16 protein-coding genes are annotated in these 14,971 nt (G+C 70.7%); 14 read left to right on the top strand and 2 right to left on the bottom strand.

Going from position 1 to position 14,971, the window contains the following annotated elements:
* Positions 1–209: 209 nt before the first annotated feature.
* The 14 genes from DOM66_RS13205 (at position 210) to DOM66_RS13140 (ending at position 13,512) form a co-directional block, all read left to right on the top strand.
* Positions 210–899 carry a beta-ketoacyl synthase chain length factor gene (locus DOM66_RS13205; RefSeq protein ID WP_110690509.1) on the top strand — a complete coding sequence of 230 codons (690 nt, stop codon included), beginning with the start codon at positions 210–212 and terminating at the stop codon, positions 897–899.
* A gap of 163 nt (positions 900–1,062) precedes the next feature.
* A complete protein-coding gene (locus DOM66_RS13200) occupies positions 1,063–1,329 on the top strand; it encodes a phosphopantetheine-binding protein (protein WP_110674603.1) in 267 nt (88 codons plus the stop codon).
* A 10-nt stretch (positions 1,330–1,339) separates the two neighbouring features.
* Positions 1,340–1,927 (top strand): COG4648 family protein, encoded by a 588-nt coding sequence (locus DOM66_RS13195; RefSeq protein WP_245392437.1) that lies wholly within the window; start codon positions 1,340–1,342, stop codon positions 1,925–1,927.
* Positions 1,914–3,644, top strand: coding sequence for an ApeI family dehydratase (locus tag DOM66_RS13190; RefSeq protein WP_245392436.1), 1,731 nt, complete (start codon positions 1,914–1,916; stop codon positions 3,642–3,644). The genes DOM66_RS13195 and DOM66_RS13190 overlap by 14 nt, the downstream gene beginning before the upstream one ends.
* The gene (locus DOM66_RS13185) at positions 3,634–4,398 is read left to right on the top strand and encodes a glycosyltransferase family 2 protein (protein WP_110690507.1); all 765 of its coding nucleotides are present in this window, start codon (positions 3,634–3,636) and stop codon (positions 4,396–4,398) included. The genes DOM66_RS13190 and DOM66_RS13185 overlap by 11 nt, the downstream gene beginning before the upstream one ends.
* Positions 4,395–5,402: an LpxL/LpxP family acyltransferase gene (locus tag DOM66_RS13180; protein WP_110690506.1), complete on the top strand. Its 1,008-nt coding sequence runs from the start codon at positions 4,395–4,397 to the stop codon at positions 5,400–5,402. The genes DOM66_RS13185 and DOM66_RS13180 overlap by 4 nt, the downstream gene beginning before the upstream one ends.
* Before the next feature lie 67 nt (positions 5,403–5,469).
* A complete protein-coding gene (locus DOM66_RS13175) occupies positions 5,470–6,060 on the top strand; it encodes a LolA family protein (RefSeq protein WP_110674606.1) in 591 nt (196 codons plus the stop codon).
* Positions 6,057–8,405 (top strand): MMPL family transporter, encoded by a 2,349-nt coding sequence (locus DOM66_RS13170; RefSeq protein ID WP_110690504.1) that lies wholly within the window; start codon positions 6,057–6,059, stop codon positions 8,403–8,405. Before DOM66_RS13175 ends, DOM66_RS13170 begins: the two co-directional genes overlap by 4 nt.
* Complete coding sequence (locus DOM66_RS13165) at positions 8,398–9,654, top strand: NAD(P)/FAD-dependent oxidoreductase (RefSeq protein WP_110690502.1); 1,257 nt, start codon at positions 8,398–8,400, stop codon at positions 9,652–9,654. The genes DOM66_RS13170 and DOM66_RS13165 overlap by 8 nt, the downstream gene beginning before the upstream one ends.
* A complete protein-coding gene (locus tag DOM66_RS13160) occupies positions 9,651–10,235 on the top strand; it encodes a DUF3261 domain-containing protein (RefSeq protein WP_110690500.1) in 585 nt (194 codons plus the stop codon). Before DOM66_RS13165 ends, DOM66_RS13160 begins: the two co-directional genes overlap by 4 nt.
* Positions 10,232–11,416 carry a beta-ketoacyl-ACP synthase gene (locus tag DOM66_RS13155; RefSeq protein ID WP_110690498.1) on the top strand — a complete coding sequence of 395 codons (1,185 nt, stop codon included), beginning with the start codon at positions 10,232–10,234 and terminating at the stop codon, positions 11,414–11,416. The genes DOM66_RS13160 and DOM66_RS13155 overlap by 4 nt, the downstream gene beginning before the upstream one ends.
* Positions 11,417–11,482: 66 nt before the next feature.
* Positions 11,483–11,959 (top strand): ApeP family dehydratase, encoded by a 477-nt coding sequence (locus DOM66_RS13150; protein ID WP_110690497.1) that lies wholly within the window; start codon positions 11,483–11,485, stop codon positions 11,957–11,959.
* A 55-nt stretch (positions 11,960–12,014) separates the two neighbouring features.
* Positions 12,015–12,791 (top strand): 3-oxoacyl-ACP reductase FabG, encoded by a 777-nt coding sequence (gene fabG, locus DOM66_RS13145; RefSeq protein WP_110674612.1) that lies wholly within the window; start codon positions 12,015–12,017, stop codon positions 12,789–12,791.
* Between the two features lie 115 nt (positions 12,792–12,906).
* Entirely contained in the window at positions 12,907–13,512 is a 606-nt protein-coding gene (locus DOM66_RS13140; RefSeq protein ID WP_110674613.1) for a hypothetical protein, read from the top strand.
* 93 nt (positions 13,513–13,605) lie between these two features.
* Here DOM66_RS13140 and DOM66_RS13135 read toward each other — a convergent pair whose 3' ends face one another.
* Positions 13,606–13,962 (bottom strand): RidA family protein, encoded by a 357-nt coding sequence (locus tag DOM66_RS13135; RefSeq protein ID WP_110674614.1) that lies wholly within the window; start codon positions 13,960–13,962, stop codon positions 13,606–13,608.
* A gap of 70 nt (positions 13,963–14,032) precedes the next feature.
* Positions 14,033–14,890: a universal stress protein gene (locus DOM66_RS13130; RefSeq protein WP_110674615.1), complete on the bottom strand. Its 858-nt coding sequence runs from the start codon at positions 14,888–14,890 to the stop codon at positions 14,033–14,035.
* Positions 14,891–14,971 lie beyond the last annotated feature (81 nt).

Genomic DNA, 14,971 nt, shown 5'->3' with positions numbered 1-14,971 from the left:
GGCTTGCCGAGCCCGTGGAATCGTCCTTCCCGGGCGCGCCGGGTCCAGGCCCGGCGCTTTACGCCCCGCTTGACCCCCCGCACGCTGCACAAATGCATAAACCTTGCACGGAGCCTGACGCGTTTTCCGTTATGATGCGTCAATCTGTGACACTCACGTGACACTTGTTTTCACGCTCGCTTTCACGATCAGGATTGTCGGTACCCCGCATGACGGAGCTATTCGTTCAGGAGTGGCGAGGCTGGACCCCGCACCGCGATGCCGCCGGCGAGGCGCGTCTGGAAACCAGCGCCAAGCCCGCCGGCACGGCGATTCCGTCGATGCTGCGCCGCCGCCTCAATCTGATCGGCCGCGCCGTGTGCGACATGCTGATCGCGCTCGACCCGGTGGCCGAGCTCGATGTCCTGCACGCCTCGCGCCACGGTGACGGCGAGCGCACGCTGGAGATGCTCTACGCCATCGACGCCGGCGAACCGCTGTCGCCGGCGCGCTTCGGCCTGTCGGTGCACAACGCCATCATCGGCGTCTACTCGATCGCCAGCGGCAATCGCCGCAGCCAGCAGGCGGTGGCTGCCAGCGGTGCGGAGTGGGCGGCACTGATGGCCGAGGCACAGGGTTATCTCAGCGATGGCACCGAGCGTCTGCTGGTGGTGTTCGGCGACCAGCCGGTGCCGGCACGCTTCGCCGACTTCGCGCCGCATACGCCGGCGGCAGCGGTGGCCCTGGTGCTGGGCACGACGCCCACGCCGGGGGCGCGCCGCCTCGCGCTCTCGACAGCGCCCGAGGCCGACGGCGCGGCGCTGCAGCCGCTCGATGTGATCGACTGGCTGATGCAGCGGCGCGGGCCGCTGAGCTGCCCGCTGGCCGGGCGTAGCTGGACCCTCGCGCCGGGCGCCTGAAGGCGCCCGGCGCTGTAGTTGATGAGTTGATGAGCAGTAACGCGCGTCGCCCACCGACGCGCGCAGGCCGGTATAGCACCGGCAGCAGGGCGAGGCCGCGATCCGATCGCGGCCCCGCGATGATGATGGTGGCAAGGACAATGGTGACAAGGAAAGTAAGCCCATGACCACGACAGCGCTGGAACACGAACTCAAAGAGATGATCATCGAGACCCTGGAGCTCGAGGACGTCACCCCTGCGGATATCGATCCCGACGAACCGCTGTTCGTCGAGGGGCTGGGGCTGGATTCGATCGATGCCCTGGAGCTCGGCCTGGCCCTGCAGAAGCGCTACGGCATCACCCTGGAGTCGGATGCCGAGTCATCACGTCAGCACTTCGCCAACCTGAGGAGCCTGGCCGCGCTGGTCGAAGCGCGCCGCGCCAACTGAGACGGTGGCCGTGATCGCCCCCTCCGACGGTCGCGCCGGACCGCGGCGCCTGCTCTGGTGCCTGGTGGCACTGCTCGGCCTGGCCTGGCCCTTCGTGGTTCACGCCCTGCTGCCGCGCCTCGGCGCCTGGCCGCTGCTGCTCGCGCTCGCCGCGGTGGCATGGTGGCGGCTGCCTGCCGCCCACCGCCGCTGGGGTTTCTGCCTGCTGCCGCTGCTGGCGCTGGTGCTGTTCACCGGTAGCGCCGAGCTGGGCCTGCGGCTGTGGCCGTTCGCGCTCAATCTGGCACTGCTGATGCTGTTCGCCCACGGCCTGCGCCACCCACCGCCGCTGATCGAACGTCTGGCCCGACGTCAGGAACCGGACCTGCCGCCCCATGCGGTGCGCTACACCCGCCGGGTGACCCAGGCCTGGTGCGTATTCTTCGCCGTCAATGGGGCGCTGGCCCTGGCCACCGCGCTCTACGCCGACATGACCCTGTGGACCTGGTACAACGGCGGCATCGCCTATGCGCTGATGCTGGTGATGTTCGCCGGCGAATGGGCCATCCGCCAGCGGGTCAAGAAACGCCACGCCGAGGAGCCACATGCGTCACCTTGAACTCCAGGCGCGCCCCTGGCGCGAGCGCGACGCCGATGCGCGGGTCGCCTGGCGGCCGCCCGCCGACGCGACCGCCGGCTGGGTCAGCATGGGTGCCTGGCGTCAGCGCATCGGCGCCTGGCAGGCGCTGCTTGCGAGCCATGCCGACGGCAGCGGCCATTGGCTGCTGTTCGACCCCGACCCGCTGGAGTTCAGCGCCGCGCTGGTGGCGATCTGGGAGCGCGGCGAGCAGGCGATCCTGCCCGCCGATGATCAACCCGCCACCCTGGCCGCGCTGCGCGACTCGGGCCAGCCGCTGGGCACGCTGGCCGGCGGACTGCGCGCCGGGGGCGATCGCGACCCGGTGTGGTCGCACCGGCCGCTGCCGACGGTGGCGGTGACGCTCTATACCTCCGGTTCCACCGGCGAGCCGCAGCGCCTCGACAAGCGCTTCGCCCAGCTCGATGCCGAACTCACCACCCAGCGTGCGCTGTGGCCCTACGCCGAAGACCTGGTGATCGGTCAGGTCAGCCACCAGCACATCTACGGGCTGCTGTTCCTGATCCTGCGGCCGCTGGCCGAGGGGGTGCCCTTCGCCACCCGCCCCTGCCCTTACCCGGAAACCCTGCACGCCTGGCTCGCCGCCTGCGCCGGGGCCGGGCTACAGGCAGCGCTGGTCAGCGCGCCGCCGGCGCTGTCACGGCTGCCCGCCACGATCGACTGGCCCGCGGTGCGTCACGCCCAGGGGCGCATCTACAGCTCCGGGGCCCCGCTTTCGCGGACGGCCAGCGATCTCGCCCAGGCGCTGCTGGGCAGCCCGGTGCACGAGGTCTACGGCAGTTCCGAGACCGGCGGTATCGCCTGGCGCGTGCAGCAGCAGGGCGAGACCTGGCGCACCTTCCCCGGGCTCGCCATCGAGAGCGATGCCGAACAGCGCCTGTGGCTGCGCTCGCCGCACCTGGCCGACCCGCAGAGCTGGCAGCGCCAGGCCGACCGTGTCGTCCTCGACCCGGACGGCGGCTTTCGCCTGCTCGGGCGCGCCGATCACATCGTCAAGATCGGCGGCAAGCGTCTCTCGCTCACCGCCATGGATCGCGCCCTGGGCGAGCTCGAGGGCGTGCGCCGGGCCCAGACCGTCACTCTGAACCGGCGCGAGCTGCGGCTGGGGGCGATCGTCGAGCTCGACCCGGCCCATATCCCCCACGACCACGCCAGCCACCGCGCCACCGTCAAGCGCCTGCGCCGCGATCTGGCACGCCGTTTCGAGACGCCGGCCCTGCCGCGCTACTGGCGCTTCGTCGACGCCTGGCCGACCAACGCCCAGGGCAAGCTCTCCGCCACGCTGCGCGAGCGCCTGTTCGCCGACCTCGACGACCGCCGCGCGCCGCGCTGGCTGGGCGAGCGGACGCTGGCGGAGGGCATCGAGGTGACGCTGGAAGTCCCCGAACACTGCCGCTATGTCGATGGCCACTTCGACGCCCAGCCGGTGGTACCCGGCGTCACCCTGGTCCACTGGGCAATGCAGCTGGCGCGGCGCCTGTTCGCGCTGGAGGCCGACTTCGCCGGCCTCGAGCGGCTGCGCTTTCCCCAGCCGCTGCTGCCGGGAGACCGCTTCCGCCTGACGCTGGCCCGGCGGCGGGTCAAGGAGAGCGAGAGCCTGATGATCACCTGCGAGAGCGCGCGGGGTCTGCACGCCAGCGGCCGCCTCACGCTCACGGAGCGCCACCATGTCTCTTGATACACACGCCACGCCGGCACGCGTCGGCGTGCTGATTCCGGTCTACAACCACGCCGGCGCGATCGGTCAGACCTTCGCCCGTCTCCAGACGCTGGGGCTGCCGATCATCCTGGTCGACGACGGCAGCGACGCCGAGTGCGCTGCGCTGCTCGACGAGCTGGCACGGGCCGAGCAGACCACCCTGGTGCGCCTGCCGCACAACCGTGGCAAGGGCGCCGCGGTACGCGCCGGACTCGCCCATGCCCAGACGCTGGGGCTCACCCATGCCTTGCAGGTGGATGCCGACGGCCAGCACGAAGCCGCCGACCTGCCGCCCTTCGTCGCCGGCCTCGACGCCAGCGACGAGATCCTGCGCATCGGCTATCCCCGGTTCGACGACAGCGTGCCCAAGCACCGCTTCTATTCGCGCTATCTCACCCACGTTCTGGTATGGCTGGCGACCCTGTCGCTGGCGCTGCGCGACACCATGTGCGGGGTCAAGCTCTACCCGGTCGCCGCGGTCAATCGCCTGGTCGCGCACCACCCCTGCGGCGACCGCATGCAGTTCGACAGCGAGCTGCCGGTGCGCTGGTACTGGCAGGGCGGTCGGGTCGAGAACCTGCCGGTACGGGTCAGCTATCCGCTGGACGGCGTCTCGCACTTCGCCCTGTGGCGCGACAATCTGCTGCTCGCCGGCATGCATGCACGCCTGCTGCTGGGCATGCTGATCCGCCTGCCCGTTCTGCTTCGCCGCCGCCTGGGAGAGCTTTCATGACGCCCACCAGCAGCAATCCCAACCACTGGTCGCGGATTCGCGAATCCGGCAGCGCCGCCGGGGTGCGCACCATGGTCTGGATTCGCCGCCACCTCGGCCGGCTGCCGTTCCAGTTCATGCTGACCCTGGTGATCGGCTACTTCTATGTCGCCCACGGCCTGCACCGGCGCGCCTCGCACACTTATCTGGTACGGCTCTGGCGCCATCTTCACGGGGCCCCGCCCCGCCGGCTCACCTGGCTCAGCCTGCGTCACTTCCGCAGCTTCGGGCAGAGCCTGATGGACAAGATCGACGCCTGGAGCGGCATTCCGCCCCGGGTCGAATTCGCCGAGGGTGCGCGCCAGCGCTTTCTCGATGCGGTCTCCAGCGGCCGCGGCGGGCTGATGTTCGTCTCCCATGTCGGCAACATGGAGATCTGCACCGCGATGAGCGATATGCGCGAGGACTTCCGCGCCACCCTGCTGATGCATACCCGCAACGCACAGGAGTTCGACGCCGTGCTGGCGCGTTCGACCCATCGCGACAATCCGCCGGAGATCATCGAGGTCAGCGAGATCACACCCTCGACGGCGATGCAGCTCGGCCAGCGCATCGCCGACGGTGGCTTCGTGGTGATCGCCGCCGACCGGGTGCCGATCAGTGACAGCGGGCGGGCGCGCACGCTGTCCTTTCTGGGCCACCCGGCGCGCTTCCCCGAGGGGCCGTTCTGGCTCGCCAGCCTGCTGCGCTGCCCGGTCTACACCATCGGCTGCTTCCGCCATCACGACGGCTACCGGGTCGAGTTCGATACCTTCGACGACACCCAGAACCTCGGCCGGCGCCAGCGTGAGGCCTGGATCGGCGACGCCATGCAGCGCTACGTCGCCTGGCTCACGCGCCAGTGCGAGAACACCCCGCTGCAGTGGTTCAACTTCTTCCCGTTCTGGCTCGACTGCGCCGACGCGCACCCGGACGCCGGGGGTGACACCTCGACCGACACCCAGGCCGACGCCCAGCGCGACTGATCTTGTACGACTCATCTTGCGCGACTGACCCTGCGCCCGCCACCGCTTGCCGAAGGAGTGCCCCCTCATGTCCCAGCCAACCCTCGCACACCGCGCCCGTCGCCTGCTCTCGCTGATGCTCGCCTGTGTCTGTCTGGCCGCGCCGCTCAGCGCCTACGCCTTCGATCTCGCCACGCTGCAGCAGCGTCTGGCGCAGACACCGTCGCTGGCCGGCAAGTTCACCCAGCAGCGCCGACTGGCGGATCTCGGCAGCAGTCTGGATAGCAGCGGCAACTTCCGCTTCGTGCGCGGCCAGCGCGTGGTGTGGCAGCTCGAACGTCCGGTCGAGGAGCGTATCGAGCTGACCCCGGAGGCGATCGTCAACGGCAGTGGCGACCGCACTCCGCCCGGCGGCGAGCAGGTCGCCCGGCTGTTCCTGCAGCTGCTCGAGGGCGACTGGCAGGCGCTGGCCTCGCGCTTCGAGATCGCCCTCGCCGGCAACGCCGAGGCGTGGCAGGTGACGCTGACACCCAAGGCCAAGGCACTGCGCGAGCGGATCTCGAGCATCGCCCTGGATGGCGGCCGCTACATCGACCATCTGACCCTGCATACGCCCGGCGGTGACACTCTGGCGGTGCGCCTGTTCGATCAGCATCCGCTGTCCGGCGACGCGCCATGAGCTCCCCCGTCGAGCGACCACCAAGCGGCACTACCTGGCGCTGGCTCGGCTGGCTCTGGCTGGGCGTGATCACGCTGTGCGCGGTGTGGCTGGCCTGGATGCTGCGCCACGGCCTGCCGGCGGACACCGACCTCACTGCGCTGCTGCCGGCGGACCGCCAGGTGCCGCTGATCGAGGCCGCCGACCGCCAGCTGGGCGAGGGCTTCGAGGATCGCTTCCTGATCCTGTTGCACGCCGACGACCGGGTGGCGGCGACCCAGGCGCTGGGCGATGCGCTGGAGACGCTGGTCGACGATGGGCAACTGGCGCGGGTCGACTGGCGCGAGCTGGATCTGGCCGACGCCGACCCGCACGACTGGATGGGCGCCTGGCGCTACCGGCTGCTGACCCCCGCCTGGCAGCAGGCGATCGCGCGCGACGGCGGCGAATCACTGGTCGAGCGGGCGCTGCGCCGGCTGTTCTCGCCGGCCGCGCGCCCCGATCCGGTGGCCGATCCGTTCGGCCTGCTCGATGCATGGCTGGCGCGCCAGCCGCAGAGTCCGATCGATGCCGCCGACGGCCTGCTGACCCTGGACGCCCAGGGCCAGCGCCACAGCGTGCTGATCGGCCGGCTCGCCGGCTCACCCTACGCCCTGCCCATGCAGCAGGCGCTGCACGCGACCCTGGAACGTTTCCAGCAGGCGCACCCCGAGGCCCAGCTGCTGCGCTCCGGGCTGGTGTTCCACGCCGCCGCCGGGGCGCGTCAGGCACGCCACGAGATGTCCACCATCGGCGCCGCCTCGCTACTCGGGGTACTGCTGATCATCGGCTTCGTATTCCGCTCGCCGCGGGTGCTGGCACAACTGCTGGTGCCGCTGGTGACCGGCTCGCTGTTCGCGCTGGCACTCACCCTCGGGCTGTTCGGGCGTCTGCACCTGTTGACGCTGGCCTTCGGCGCCAGCCTGATCGGCATCGCCATCGACTACGTGCTGCATCTGCAGTGCGACCGCGCCATCCACGGCCGCGCCTTTCGTCTGCGGCGGCTACTACCGAGCCTGACCCTGGGGCTGATCTCGAGCGTGATCGCCTATGTCGCCCAGGCGCTGACGCCCATGCCCGGGCTACGCCAGATGGCCGCCTTCGCCGCCTTCGGGCTGATCGGCGCCTGGCTCACCGTGGTGCTGTGGCTGCCCCGCTTCAAGCTCCACGCCAACCCCTTCACCGCACGCCTGGCCGAACGCTGGTGGCGGCTGTGCCAGCCGCGCCGGGGGCTGCCACCGTGGCTGGCACTCGTGCTGGCACTGGGGCTGATCGCGCTGTGCACGCTGCGCCTCACCAGCGACGACAGTCTCGCCCTGCTCAACCCCTCGCCGGCGGCGCTGATGCACGACGAGGCCCAGGTCCAGCAGTTGCTCGACCGCGACACCGGCAGCCGCTACTTCCTGGTCCGCGCCGCCGATACCCAGGCGCTGCTGACGCGACTCGCGGCACTCGACAAGCGCCTCGACCAGGCCATCGCCGCCGGGCTGGCGATCGACTACCAGTCGCTGGGGCGCAGCGTGCCCAGCGCCGCCGAGCAGGACGCCAACCTGGCCCGGGTACGCACCCTCTACGGCGCCCCGCTGGTGACCCTGATCGATCGCGCCGGGCTGCCGGCGGAGATCGCCCAGGCCGCCCGCGCGCGGCTCGACGATGCCCCGCGCCTGACGCTCACCGACTGGCTCGCGACGCCGCTGGGTCAGCTCCAGCAGCGGCTGTGGCTGGGCCAGACCGCGCCCGGCGAGGTCGCCGCCAGCGTGGTCCTGAGCGGGGCCCGCAGCGCCGCCATCGCCGACCAGCTCTCAGCCATCGCCGACGCTCGGCCGGGGGTCGTCTACGTCGACCGGGTGGCGCGTATCGGCACTCTGCTGGGTGAGCTGCGCCGCCACACCGCCGCCTGGATCGCCGCGGCCATGGCCCTGATGACCCTGGCGCTGATCTGGCGCTACCGCGGCCGCGCCTGGCGCGTGATAGCACCGCCCTTCGGCGCCACCCTGATCGTGCTGGCGGTGTTCGCACTGACCGGGGTGCCGCTCAATATCTTCAATCAGCTGGGGCTGCTGCTGGTGTTGGGGATCGGCCTGGATGCCGGTATCTTCAACGTGGAGTACGCCAGACAGCCCTCCGCCTGGCTGGCGATCACCCTGTCGACCCTGACCAGCCTGCTGGCCTTCGGCATGCTGGCGTTCAGCGCCACCCCGGCGCTGCACTACCTGGGGCTGACCTGTCTGATCGGGCTGGCCAGCGTGTGGCTGCTGGTGCCCTGGGTGCGCCCGCGGGAACCCACCACCAGCCACCCCCAACCCGAGGAGAGCCCGCATGCGTGAGTGCGATCACGATGTCATCGTCATCGGTGCCGGCCCGGCCGGCGCCACTGCTGCCGCCCTGCTGGCCCGGCGCGGCTACCGCGTGCACGTGGTCGAGCGCGAGCACTTTCCGCGCTTCTCGATCGGCGAGAGCCTGCTGCCCCAGTGCATGGGCGACCTCGAAGCGGCCGGGCTGCTGGAGACGGTGCTCGCCGCCGACTATCAGCCCAAGAATGGCGCCGCCTTCACCCGCAACGGACAAGCCACCGCGATCGATTTCCGCGACAAGTACTCGCCCGGCTGGGGGACGACCTTTCAGGTCGAGCGCACCGATTTCGACCAGCGCCTGATCGAGGCCGCCCGCGGCCATGGTGCCACCCTCGAGTTCGGGGTCAGCGTCAGCGCTTTCCATTCCGACCCACAGCGCCCCGGGGTCACCCTGCGCGACGCCACCGGCGAGTCGCGTGAACTGCGCGCCGGCTTCGTGCTCGACGCCAGCGGCTACGGCCGCGTGCTGGCGCGGCTGGAACGGCTCTCCCGCGAGCCGCGCCTGGCGCCGCGCATGGCGCTTTACACCCATGTCGACGAGCAGATCGACGATCCCGACTACGACCGCGAGAAGATCCTGATCGGAGTCCACCCGCAGGACGCGTCGATCTGGTACTGGCTGATTCCGTTCCGCGATCATCGCGCCTCGGTCGGCGTGGTCGGCGATATCGCTAGCCTGAGCGCCTACGGCGACACTCCCGAGGCACGCTGGCAGGCGCTGATCGCCGAAGAACCCCGCTTCAGTGCCCTGCTCGCAGGCGCCAGACCGCGACGTGAGGTCGGCGAGCTCAAGGGCTATGCCGCCGATGTCGAGCGCCTGCACGGCCCCGGCTATGCGCTGCTCGGCAACGCCGGCGAGTTTCTCGACCCGGTGTTCTCCTCCGGGGTCACCATCGCCCTGCGTTCGGCGAGCCTGGCCGCGCCGCTGGTGGCGCGTCAGCTCGACGGCGACACGCCCGACTGGGACGCCGAGTTCGAACGCCCGCTGCGCGAGGGCATCGCCACCTTTCGCGACTTCGTCGACGGCTGGTACGACACTCGCCTGCAGACGATCATCTTCCACGATCAGGCTCCGCCCGAGATCCGCGCGCGCATCAGCGCCATCCTCGCCGGCTACGCCTGGGATCGCAGCAACCCTTTCGCCAGCGCCTCTCGCCGCCACCTCGACACCCTCTCGGCGCTGTGCCGCCTGCAGGCCGAGCGTAGCGAGGAGACGCCATGAATCGCGTGCCGCGTGTCCGCCGCCCGCTCGTGCTGGTGCTGATCAGCGCGCTGATGTTCGGTCTCTCCGCCTGCAGCCTGTCGCCGCCGGTCTCGCCCTCCCCGCCGCTGGCGGCGGCGGTGACCCCGGAGACCCTGGCCAGCCGACTCACCTTCGCGCCCGAGGAGGGCGAGTCGCGCACCCTGATCGCCTTCATCCGGATCACCCCAGACGCGCTGCGTGCGGTGCTGGTGACCCCCTACGGCCAGCGTCTCACCACCCTGGTGCGCGACGCCCAGGGCGCGCGCTTCGAGGCCGGCGACGCCCCGGGCGAACCGCCGCTGCCGATCCCGCCGGCCTGGCTCGCTTCACGCCTGGAGTGGAGCCTGTGGCCGCGCGCCGCGCTGGCCCGAGCCTTCGCCGGCAGCGCCTGGCAGGTGGCAGAGCATGACGACCAGCGTGATATCCGTTACCACGGCCGTCTCGCCGCCAGCATCACGCCGCGACCCGATCCCGCGCATCCCCAGACCCTGACGCTCGACGACCACCAGGGCGGCTACCGCCTGACCATCACCCCGCTCGACCAGGAGGGTGACGCATGAGCGCTTCCTTCGCCTGCCGCCTCTCCCGGCCCGGGGTGGTGTGTTCACTGGGCAGCGACCTCGACACCATCGCCGCGGCGCTGTTCGCCGGCCAGCGCCAGCTCGCCGTCAGCGACGACTTCACCCCCGGGCGAGCGCTGCCGCTCGGCCGCGTCAGCGCTCCGCTGCCCGACGCCAGCAGCTGGGAGGCCGGCCAGCGTAGCCGCAACAACCGCCTGCTGGCCCTCGCGCTGGCCGGCCTCGGCGAGACCCTCGACGCGCTGCTGGCGCAGGTGGCACCAGAACGTATCGGGGTGGTGATCGGCACCAGTACCTCGGGGATCGGGGAGACCGAAAAGGCCATCGCCGAGAGCGGCCATGACGGCCCGCTGCCGGCGAGTTTCGCCTACTCGCGCCAGGAACTCGGCGCCCCGGCACGTTTCGTCGCCGAGCGTCTCGGCCTGGGCGGGCCCTGCTATGCGCTGTCGACCGCCTGCAGCTCCAGCGCACGGGCCCTGGCCAGCGCCCGGCGCCTGCTCAAGAGCGGCCAGTGCGACGCGGTGATCGCCGGCGGCGCCGACAGCCTGTGCCGGCTCACCGTCAACGGCTTCGCCAGCCTCGATGCGGTCAGCGATGCCCCCTGCCTGCCGTTCTCGCGCCAGCGCCGCGGCATCAATCTGGGCGAGGCTGCGGCGCTGTTCGTGGTCACCCCGGAACGCGGCGGCATCCAGCTGGGCGGGGTCGGCGAGAGTGCCGACGCCCACCATATCTCGGCGCCGCGCCCCGACGGCAGCGGCGCCGTGGCAGCCATGCGCCAGGCGCTGACGATGGCCGGGCTGGCGCCGGAGGCGATCGACTATCTCAATCTCCACGGCACCGGCACCGCACTCAACGACCAGATGGAAGCCACCGCGGTCAACGACCTCTTCGCGCAGCCGCCGGCGTGCAGCTCGACCAAGGCGCTGACCGGCCACACCCTGGGTGCCGCCGGCGCGCTGGAAGCCGCCTTCTGCTGGCTGGCGCTGACCTACGGCCGGCTGCCACGGCACATCTACGACGGCGACTACGACCCGACACTGCCGCCGCTGCCGCTGGTGGGCCATGCACCCGCGCCGAGCGCACCGCTGCGCCATGCACTGAGCAACAGCTTCGCCTTCGGCGGCAACAACGCCAGCCTGCTGCTGAGTCGTGACGATGTCTGAATGCCAATCCCGACAGGCGCTGCCGCGCACCCTATCGACCCGTTGCCGGTCTACGGAGGGTCACCCGTGACATCGACCACCGAACCTCTGCCCTGCCCCATCGCCCCGCTGGTGCCCCACGCCCGCGGCATGTGCCTGCTGACGCGCCTGCTCGAGGCCGACGCCGAGGGCGCCATCGCCGAGGGCGAAACCCGGCCGGAGGATCTGTTCGCCGAGGCCGCGGGGCTGCCCGCCTGGGTCGGCATCGAGTGGATCGCCCAGGGCGTGGCAGCCTGGGCCGGCTACCACGCCCAACGCCGCGGCGAGTCGCCGGCGCCGGGGCTCTTGCTGGGCAGCCGCCGCTACCGCGCCGCGCAGCCCCACTGGCCGTTTGGCCGGCGCATCCATGTCGCCATCAGTATCGACTTCGTCGCCGACAACGGTGTGACCCAGGTCAATGGCGAGCTGCGCTGGGCCGATGGCTCGGCCAGTCTGGCCAGCGGCAGCCTGACCCTCTACCGCCCCGCCGGGTGGAACCTGCCCGGCCAGCCGCCGGCCACCTGAACGGTCGCCGGCCCCGACTCTCTTTCGTTTCGACACCTTATCGCCTGGAGCGCGCATGGATCGCCCGAGTACCCCCCAAGAGACCGCTTCCCCCACAGGCGAGCGTGGCGCCGACACCATCCTGGTGACCGGTGCCAACCGCGGCATCGGCGCGGCGATCGCCCGGCGCCTGGCCCAGGACGGCTTCGACCTGGTGCTGCACAGCCGCCGCGATGGCGACGATATCGCACAGGTGGCGGCAGATGCCCGTGCCGCCGGCGCCCAGGTGCGTCTGCTGCAGTTCGATGTCACCCAGCGCGCACGGGTCAAGACGCTGCTGGAGGCGGATATCGCCGCCCACGGCTGCTACTACGGGGTGGTGTGCAACGCCGGCATCGCCGTCGACAAGCCCTTCCCGGCGCTGGAGGACGAGGACTGGGACAGCGTGCTCAAGACCAACCTGGATGGCTTCTACAACGTGCTGCGGCCGCTGGTGATGCCAATGATTCAGCGCCGCCGTCCGGGGCGCATCGTTACCCTGTCGTCGCTCTCGGGGGTGATCGGCAATCGCGGCCAGGTCAACTATAGTGCGGCCAAGGCAGGCATCATCGGCGCCACCAAGGCGCTCGCGGTGGAGCTGGCCAAGCGCCGCATCACGGTCAACTGTGTCGCCCCCGGCTGGATCGAGACCAGCATGACCGAGGCGCTGTCGCGGGAGGAGATTCGCAAGCTGGTGCCGATGCAGCGCCCCGGCGAGCCGCACGAAGTGGCGGCCACGGTCAGCTTCCTGTGCTCCCGTGATGCCGGCTATATCACCCGGCAGGTGATCGCCATCAACGGCGGCATGTGCTGAGAGCGCTGAGACCGGCGCCATGTTCAAGCGCCGGAGCCGCCGGCCGATAATGCCTCGTTGGGCGAGCGTCAGCGGCCCTCACCCATAGAGACCACCCCGTAGAGTCGGAGTCGAGATGAAAGCCGGCGTTTCCATCGCATTGATCGTCATCGTCATGCTGGCCCTGTGCGGCTTGGGCCTTTACGCCAGCGACCTGCACTGGCCGCTGCCGCCCGCTGCGTTGGCGCCACTGGGGCTATTCCTGCTCAGCGTGGTACTGGCCGGTTGGCTGTGCCTGACCCTGGTGCTGGTGGCGCGCGGGCAGCTGCAGCAGCAGCGCGCCCTGCACGAGAGCCAGCAGGCGGTCCAGCGCCAGCTCGAGGCGGCCGAGCTGACCCAACTGATGAGTCAGTTCAGCCGTCACGCCGAGGCGCTACTGGACAAGGAGAGTCTCGATCCCAACAAGCGCAGCGTGATGCGCTGTCTGGCGGTGGATGCCCTGCGTGGCAACAGCGGCCGCGGTGATACCACTTACACCCGCCTGGCACGCCTGTTCGAATGGTTGGACACAGAAGCCGCCCGCCAGGCCCAGGATCCGCATCGTCAGCGGCTGATGCTGCCGACCCTGATGCAGTACGCCGAGATTGCCGGCCAGCTGTGCCGGGTCGGTGAGAGCCAGCCGGAAAAGCTGGCCCACTTCCTCGCCCACCAGCCGCCCGCCCCCAGCCGCGAGACGGAGTGAAGGCGAGCCGACATCCGAACTCGCCACCCGGTCCCGGCGTGGGCCAGACCGAGAGACGAAGAGCGCACAGCGTGGATCGAAGGGAGGCGCGGGTTACTTGATCGCCGCGGTGACGGTGATCTCCACCTTCAGCTCGGGCGCCGGCATCGGCGCGGTGATGCAGGTACGTGCCGGCGCGTGGCCTGCCGGCACCCAGGCGTCCCACACCGTATTCATGGCGGCGAAGTCGGCGCCATCGGCGAGATAGATCGTCGCCGCGAGCAGATGCTCACGGTCGGAGCCGATCTCCTCCAGTAGCGCATCCAGCCGCGACAGCATGCTGATCGTCTGGGCGGTGATATCGCCCTCGCGGGCCTCCGGGCCGCTGACCTGACCGCACAGATAAGCGGTGCCGTTATGGATCACGGCGCGGCTCATGCGGGTCTGGGTGTCGTGGCGTTGGATGGTCATGGCTCTTCTCGCTCCTTTAGCTCGCCGCGCCTCGGGCGCGGCGTGATGGGTTCCACGGCAACCGCCGGGGTCAGCGCAGTATAAGGGTGGCGCTGCGCGAATGCCTGAGCATCGCCGTGGTGGTGCTGCCCACCAGCAGCTGGCGGATACGCGAGTGGCCGTAGGCACCCATGATCATCAGGTCGATATGCTCGCGCTCGGCGTAGTGGCCCAGCACGTCATCGACGTCGCCGGCGAGGATCTCGCCCTCGGCCTCGACCTGCCCCTCGCGCAGCCGCGCCAGCGCCCAGTCGAGCTGGGCCCGCTGATCGTCGGTACCGGCGCCGACCATCACCACGTGGCACACCAGGCCATTGAGCAGCGGGCTCTCGGCGATCATCTCGACCCCCTTGCGGGTGGTCTGGCCGCCATCGAAGGCGAGCAGCAGCCGCTGCGGCGCCTGGAACTCGGGCGGCGTGACCAGGATCGGCGTGTGCAGTGCGCGCACCACCCGCTCCAGATTGCTGCCCAGGTGATCCTGCGCCTCGGCCACGGACTCGCCGCGCTTGCCCAGCACCACCAGCCGGGTCTGCGCCTCGCGCTCGCTCAGCGCCTCGAGCAGATCGCCGTGGCGCAGCGCAGTGGCCACCGTCAGCGAGCTGGACGCCTCGGCCTGGGCCTTGGCTGCCGCCAGCAGCTCGCGTCCGTGCTGCTGCGCGAGCTTGGCGCGCTCCTCGTCGAGCCGGGTCAGCTGCTCGCGCAGATGTTCGCGACTGCCCAGACCGATATGGCCGCTGGTGTCGCGCTCGGCGCCGCCCTGCCCGCGACTCAGCACGTGCAGCAGTTCGAGCGGCGCGCCGATCCGCGCCGCGGCCCACGCCGCGGCGGCGCATACCGCCGGCGCGTGGCTGGAGTCGTCGATACAGCCGAGAACCTGACGTTCACTCATGGCATTCTCCTGTTGCCTGGCACCCGCCACCCGAGCCTATCACGCCCCTGGGCGGCGGGGTTGTCATCGCGACGCGCTTGC

Source organism: Salinicola endophyticus, assembly GCF_003206575.1.
In the GTDB taxonomy this organism is placed as follows: Bacteria; Pseudomonadota; Gammaproteobacteria; order Pseudomonadales; family Halomonadaceae; genus Salinicola; species Salinicola endophyticus.
This window is presented reverse-complemented; position numbering and strand designations above follow the sequence as displayed.

Bases quoted from the DNA above. Each gene is read 5' to 3' on its own strand.
- DOM66_RS13185 (WP_110690507.1), top strand. From the start codon at position 3,634: ATGTCTCTTGATACACACGCCACGCCGGCACGCGTCGGCGTGCTGATT.
- DOM66_RS13180 (WP_110690506.1), top strand. From the start codon at position 4,395: ATGACGCCCACCAGCAGCAATCCCAACCACTGGTCGCGGATTCGCGAA.
- DOM66_RS13165 (WP_110690502.1), top strand. From the start codon at position 8,398: ATGCGTGAGTGCGATCACGATGTCATCGTCATCGGTGCCGGCCCGGCC.
- DOM66_RS13200 (WP_110674603.1), top strand. From the start codon at position 1,063: ATGACCACGACAGCGCTGGAACACGAACTCAAAGAGATGATCATCGAG.
- DOM66_RS13205 (WP_110690509.1), top strand. From the start codon at position 210: ATGACGGAGCTATTCGTTCAGGAGTGGCGAGGCTGGACCCCGCACCGC.
- DOM66_RS13140 (WP_110674613.1), top strand. From the start codon at position 12,907: ATGAAAGCCGGCGTTTCCATCGCATTGATCGTCATCGTCATGCTGGCC.
- DOM66_RS13130 (WP_110674615.1), bottom strand. From the start codon at position 14,890: ATGAGTGAACGTCAGGTTCTCGGCTGTATCGACGACTCCAGCCACGCG.
- DOM66_RS13170 (WP_110690504.1), top strand. From the start codon at position 6,057: ATGAGCTCCCCCGTCGAGCGACCACCAAGCGGCACTACCTGGCGCTGG.
- DOM66_RS13160 (WP_110690500.1), top strand. From the start codon at position 9,651: ATGAATCGCGTGCCGCGTGTCCGCCGCCCGCTCGTGCTGGTGCTGATC.
- DOM66_RS13155 (WP_110690498.1), top strand. From the start codon at position 10,232: ATGAGCGCTTCCTTCGCCTGCCGCCTCTCCCGGCCCGGGGTGGTGTGT.
- DOM66_RS13175 (WP_110674606.1), top strand. From the start codon at position 5,470: ATGTCCCAGCCAACCCTCGCACACCGCGCCCGTCGCCTGCTCTCGCTG.
- DOM66_RS13135 (WP_110674614.1), bottom strand. From the start codon at position 13,962: ATGACCATCCAACGCCACGACACCCAGACCCGCATGAGCCGCGCCGTG.
- DOM66_RS13190 (WP_245392436.1), top strand. From the start codon at position 1,914: ATGCGTCACCTTGAACTCCAGGCGCGCCCCTGGCGCGAGCGCGACGCC.
- fabG (WP_110674612.1), top strand. From the start codon at position 12,015: ATGGATCGCCCGAGTACCCCCCAAGAGACCGCTTCCCCCACAGGCGAG.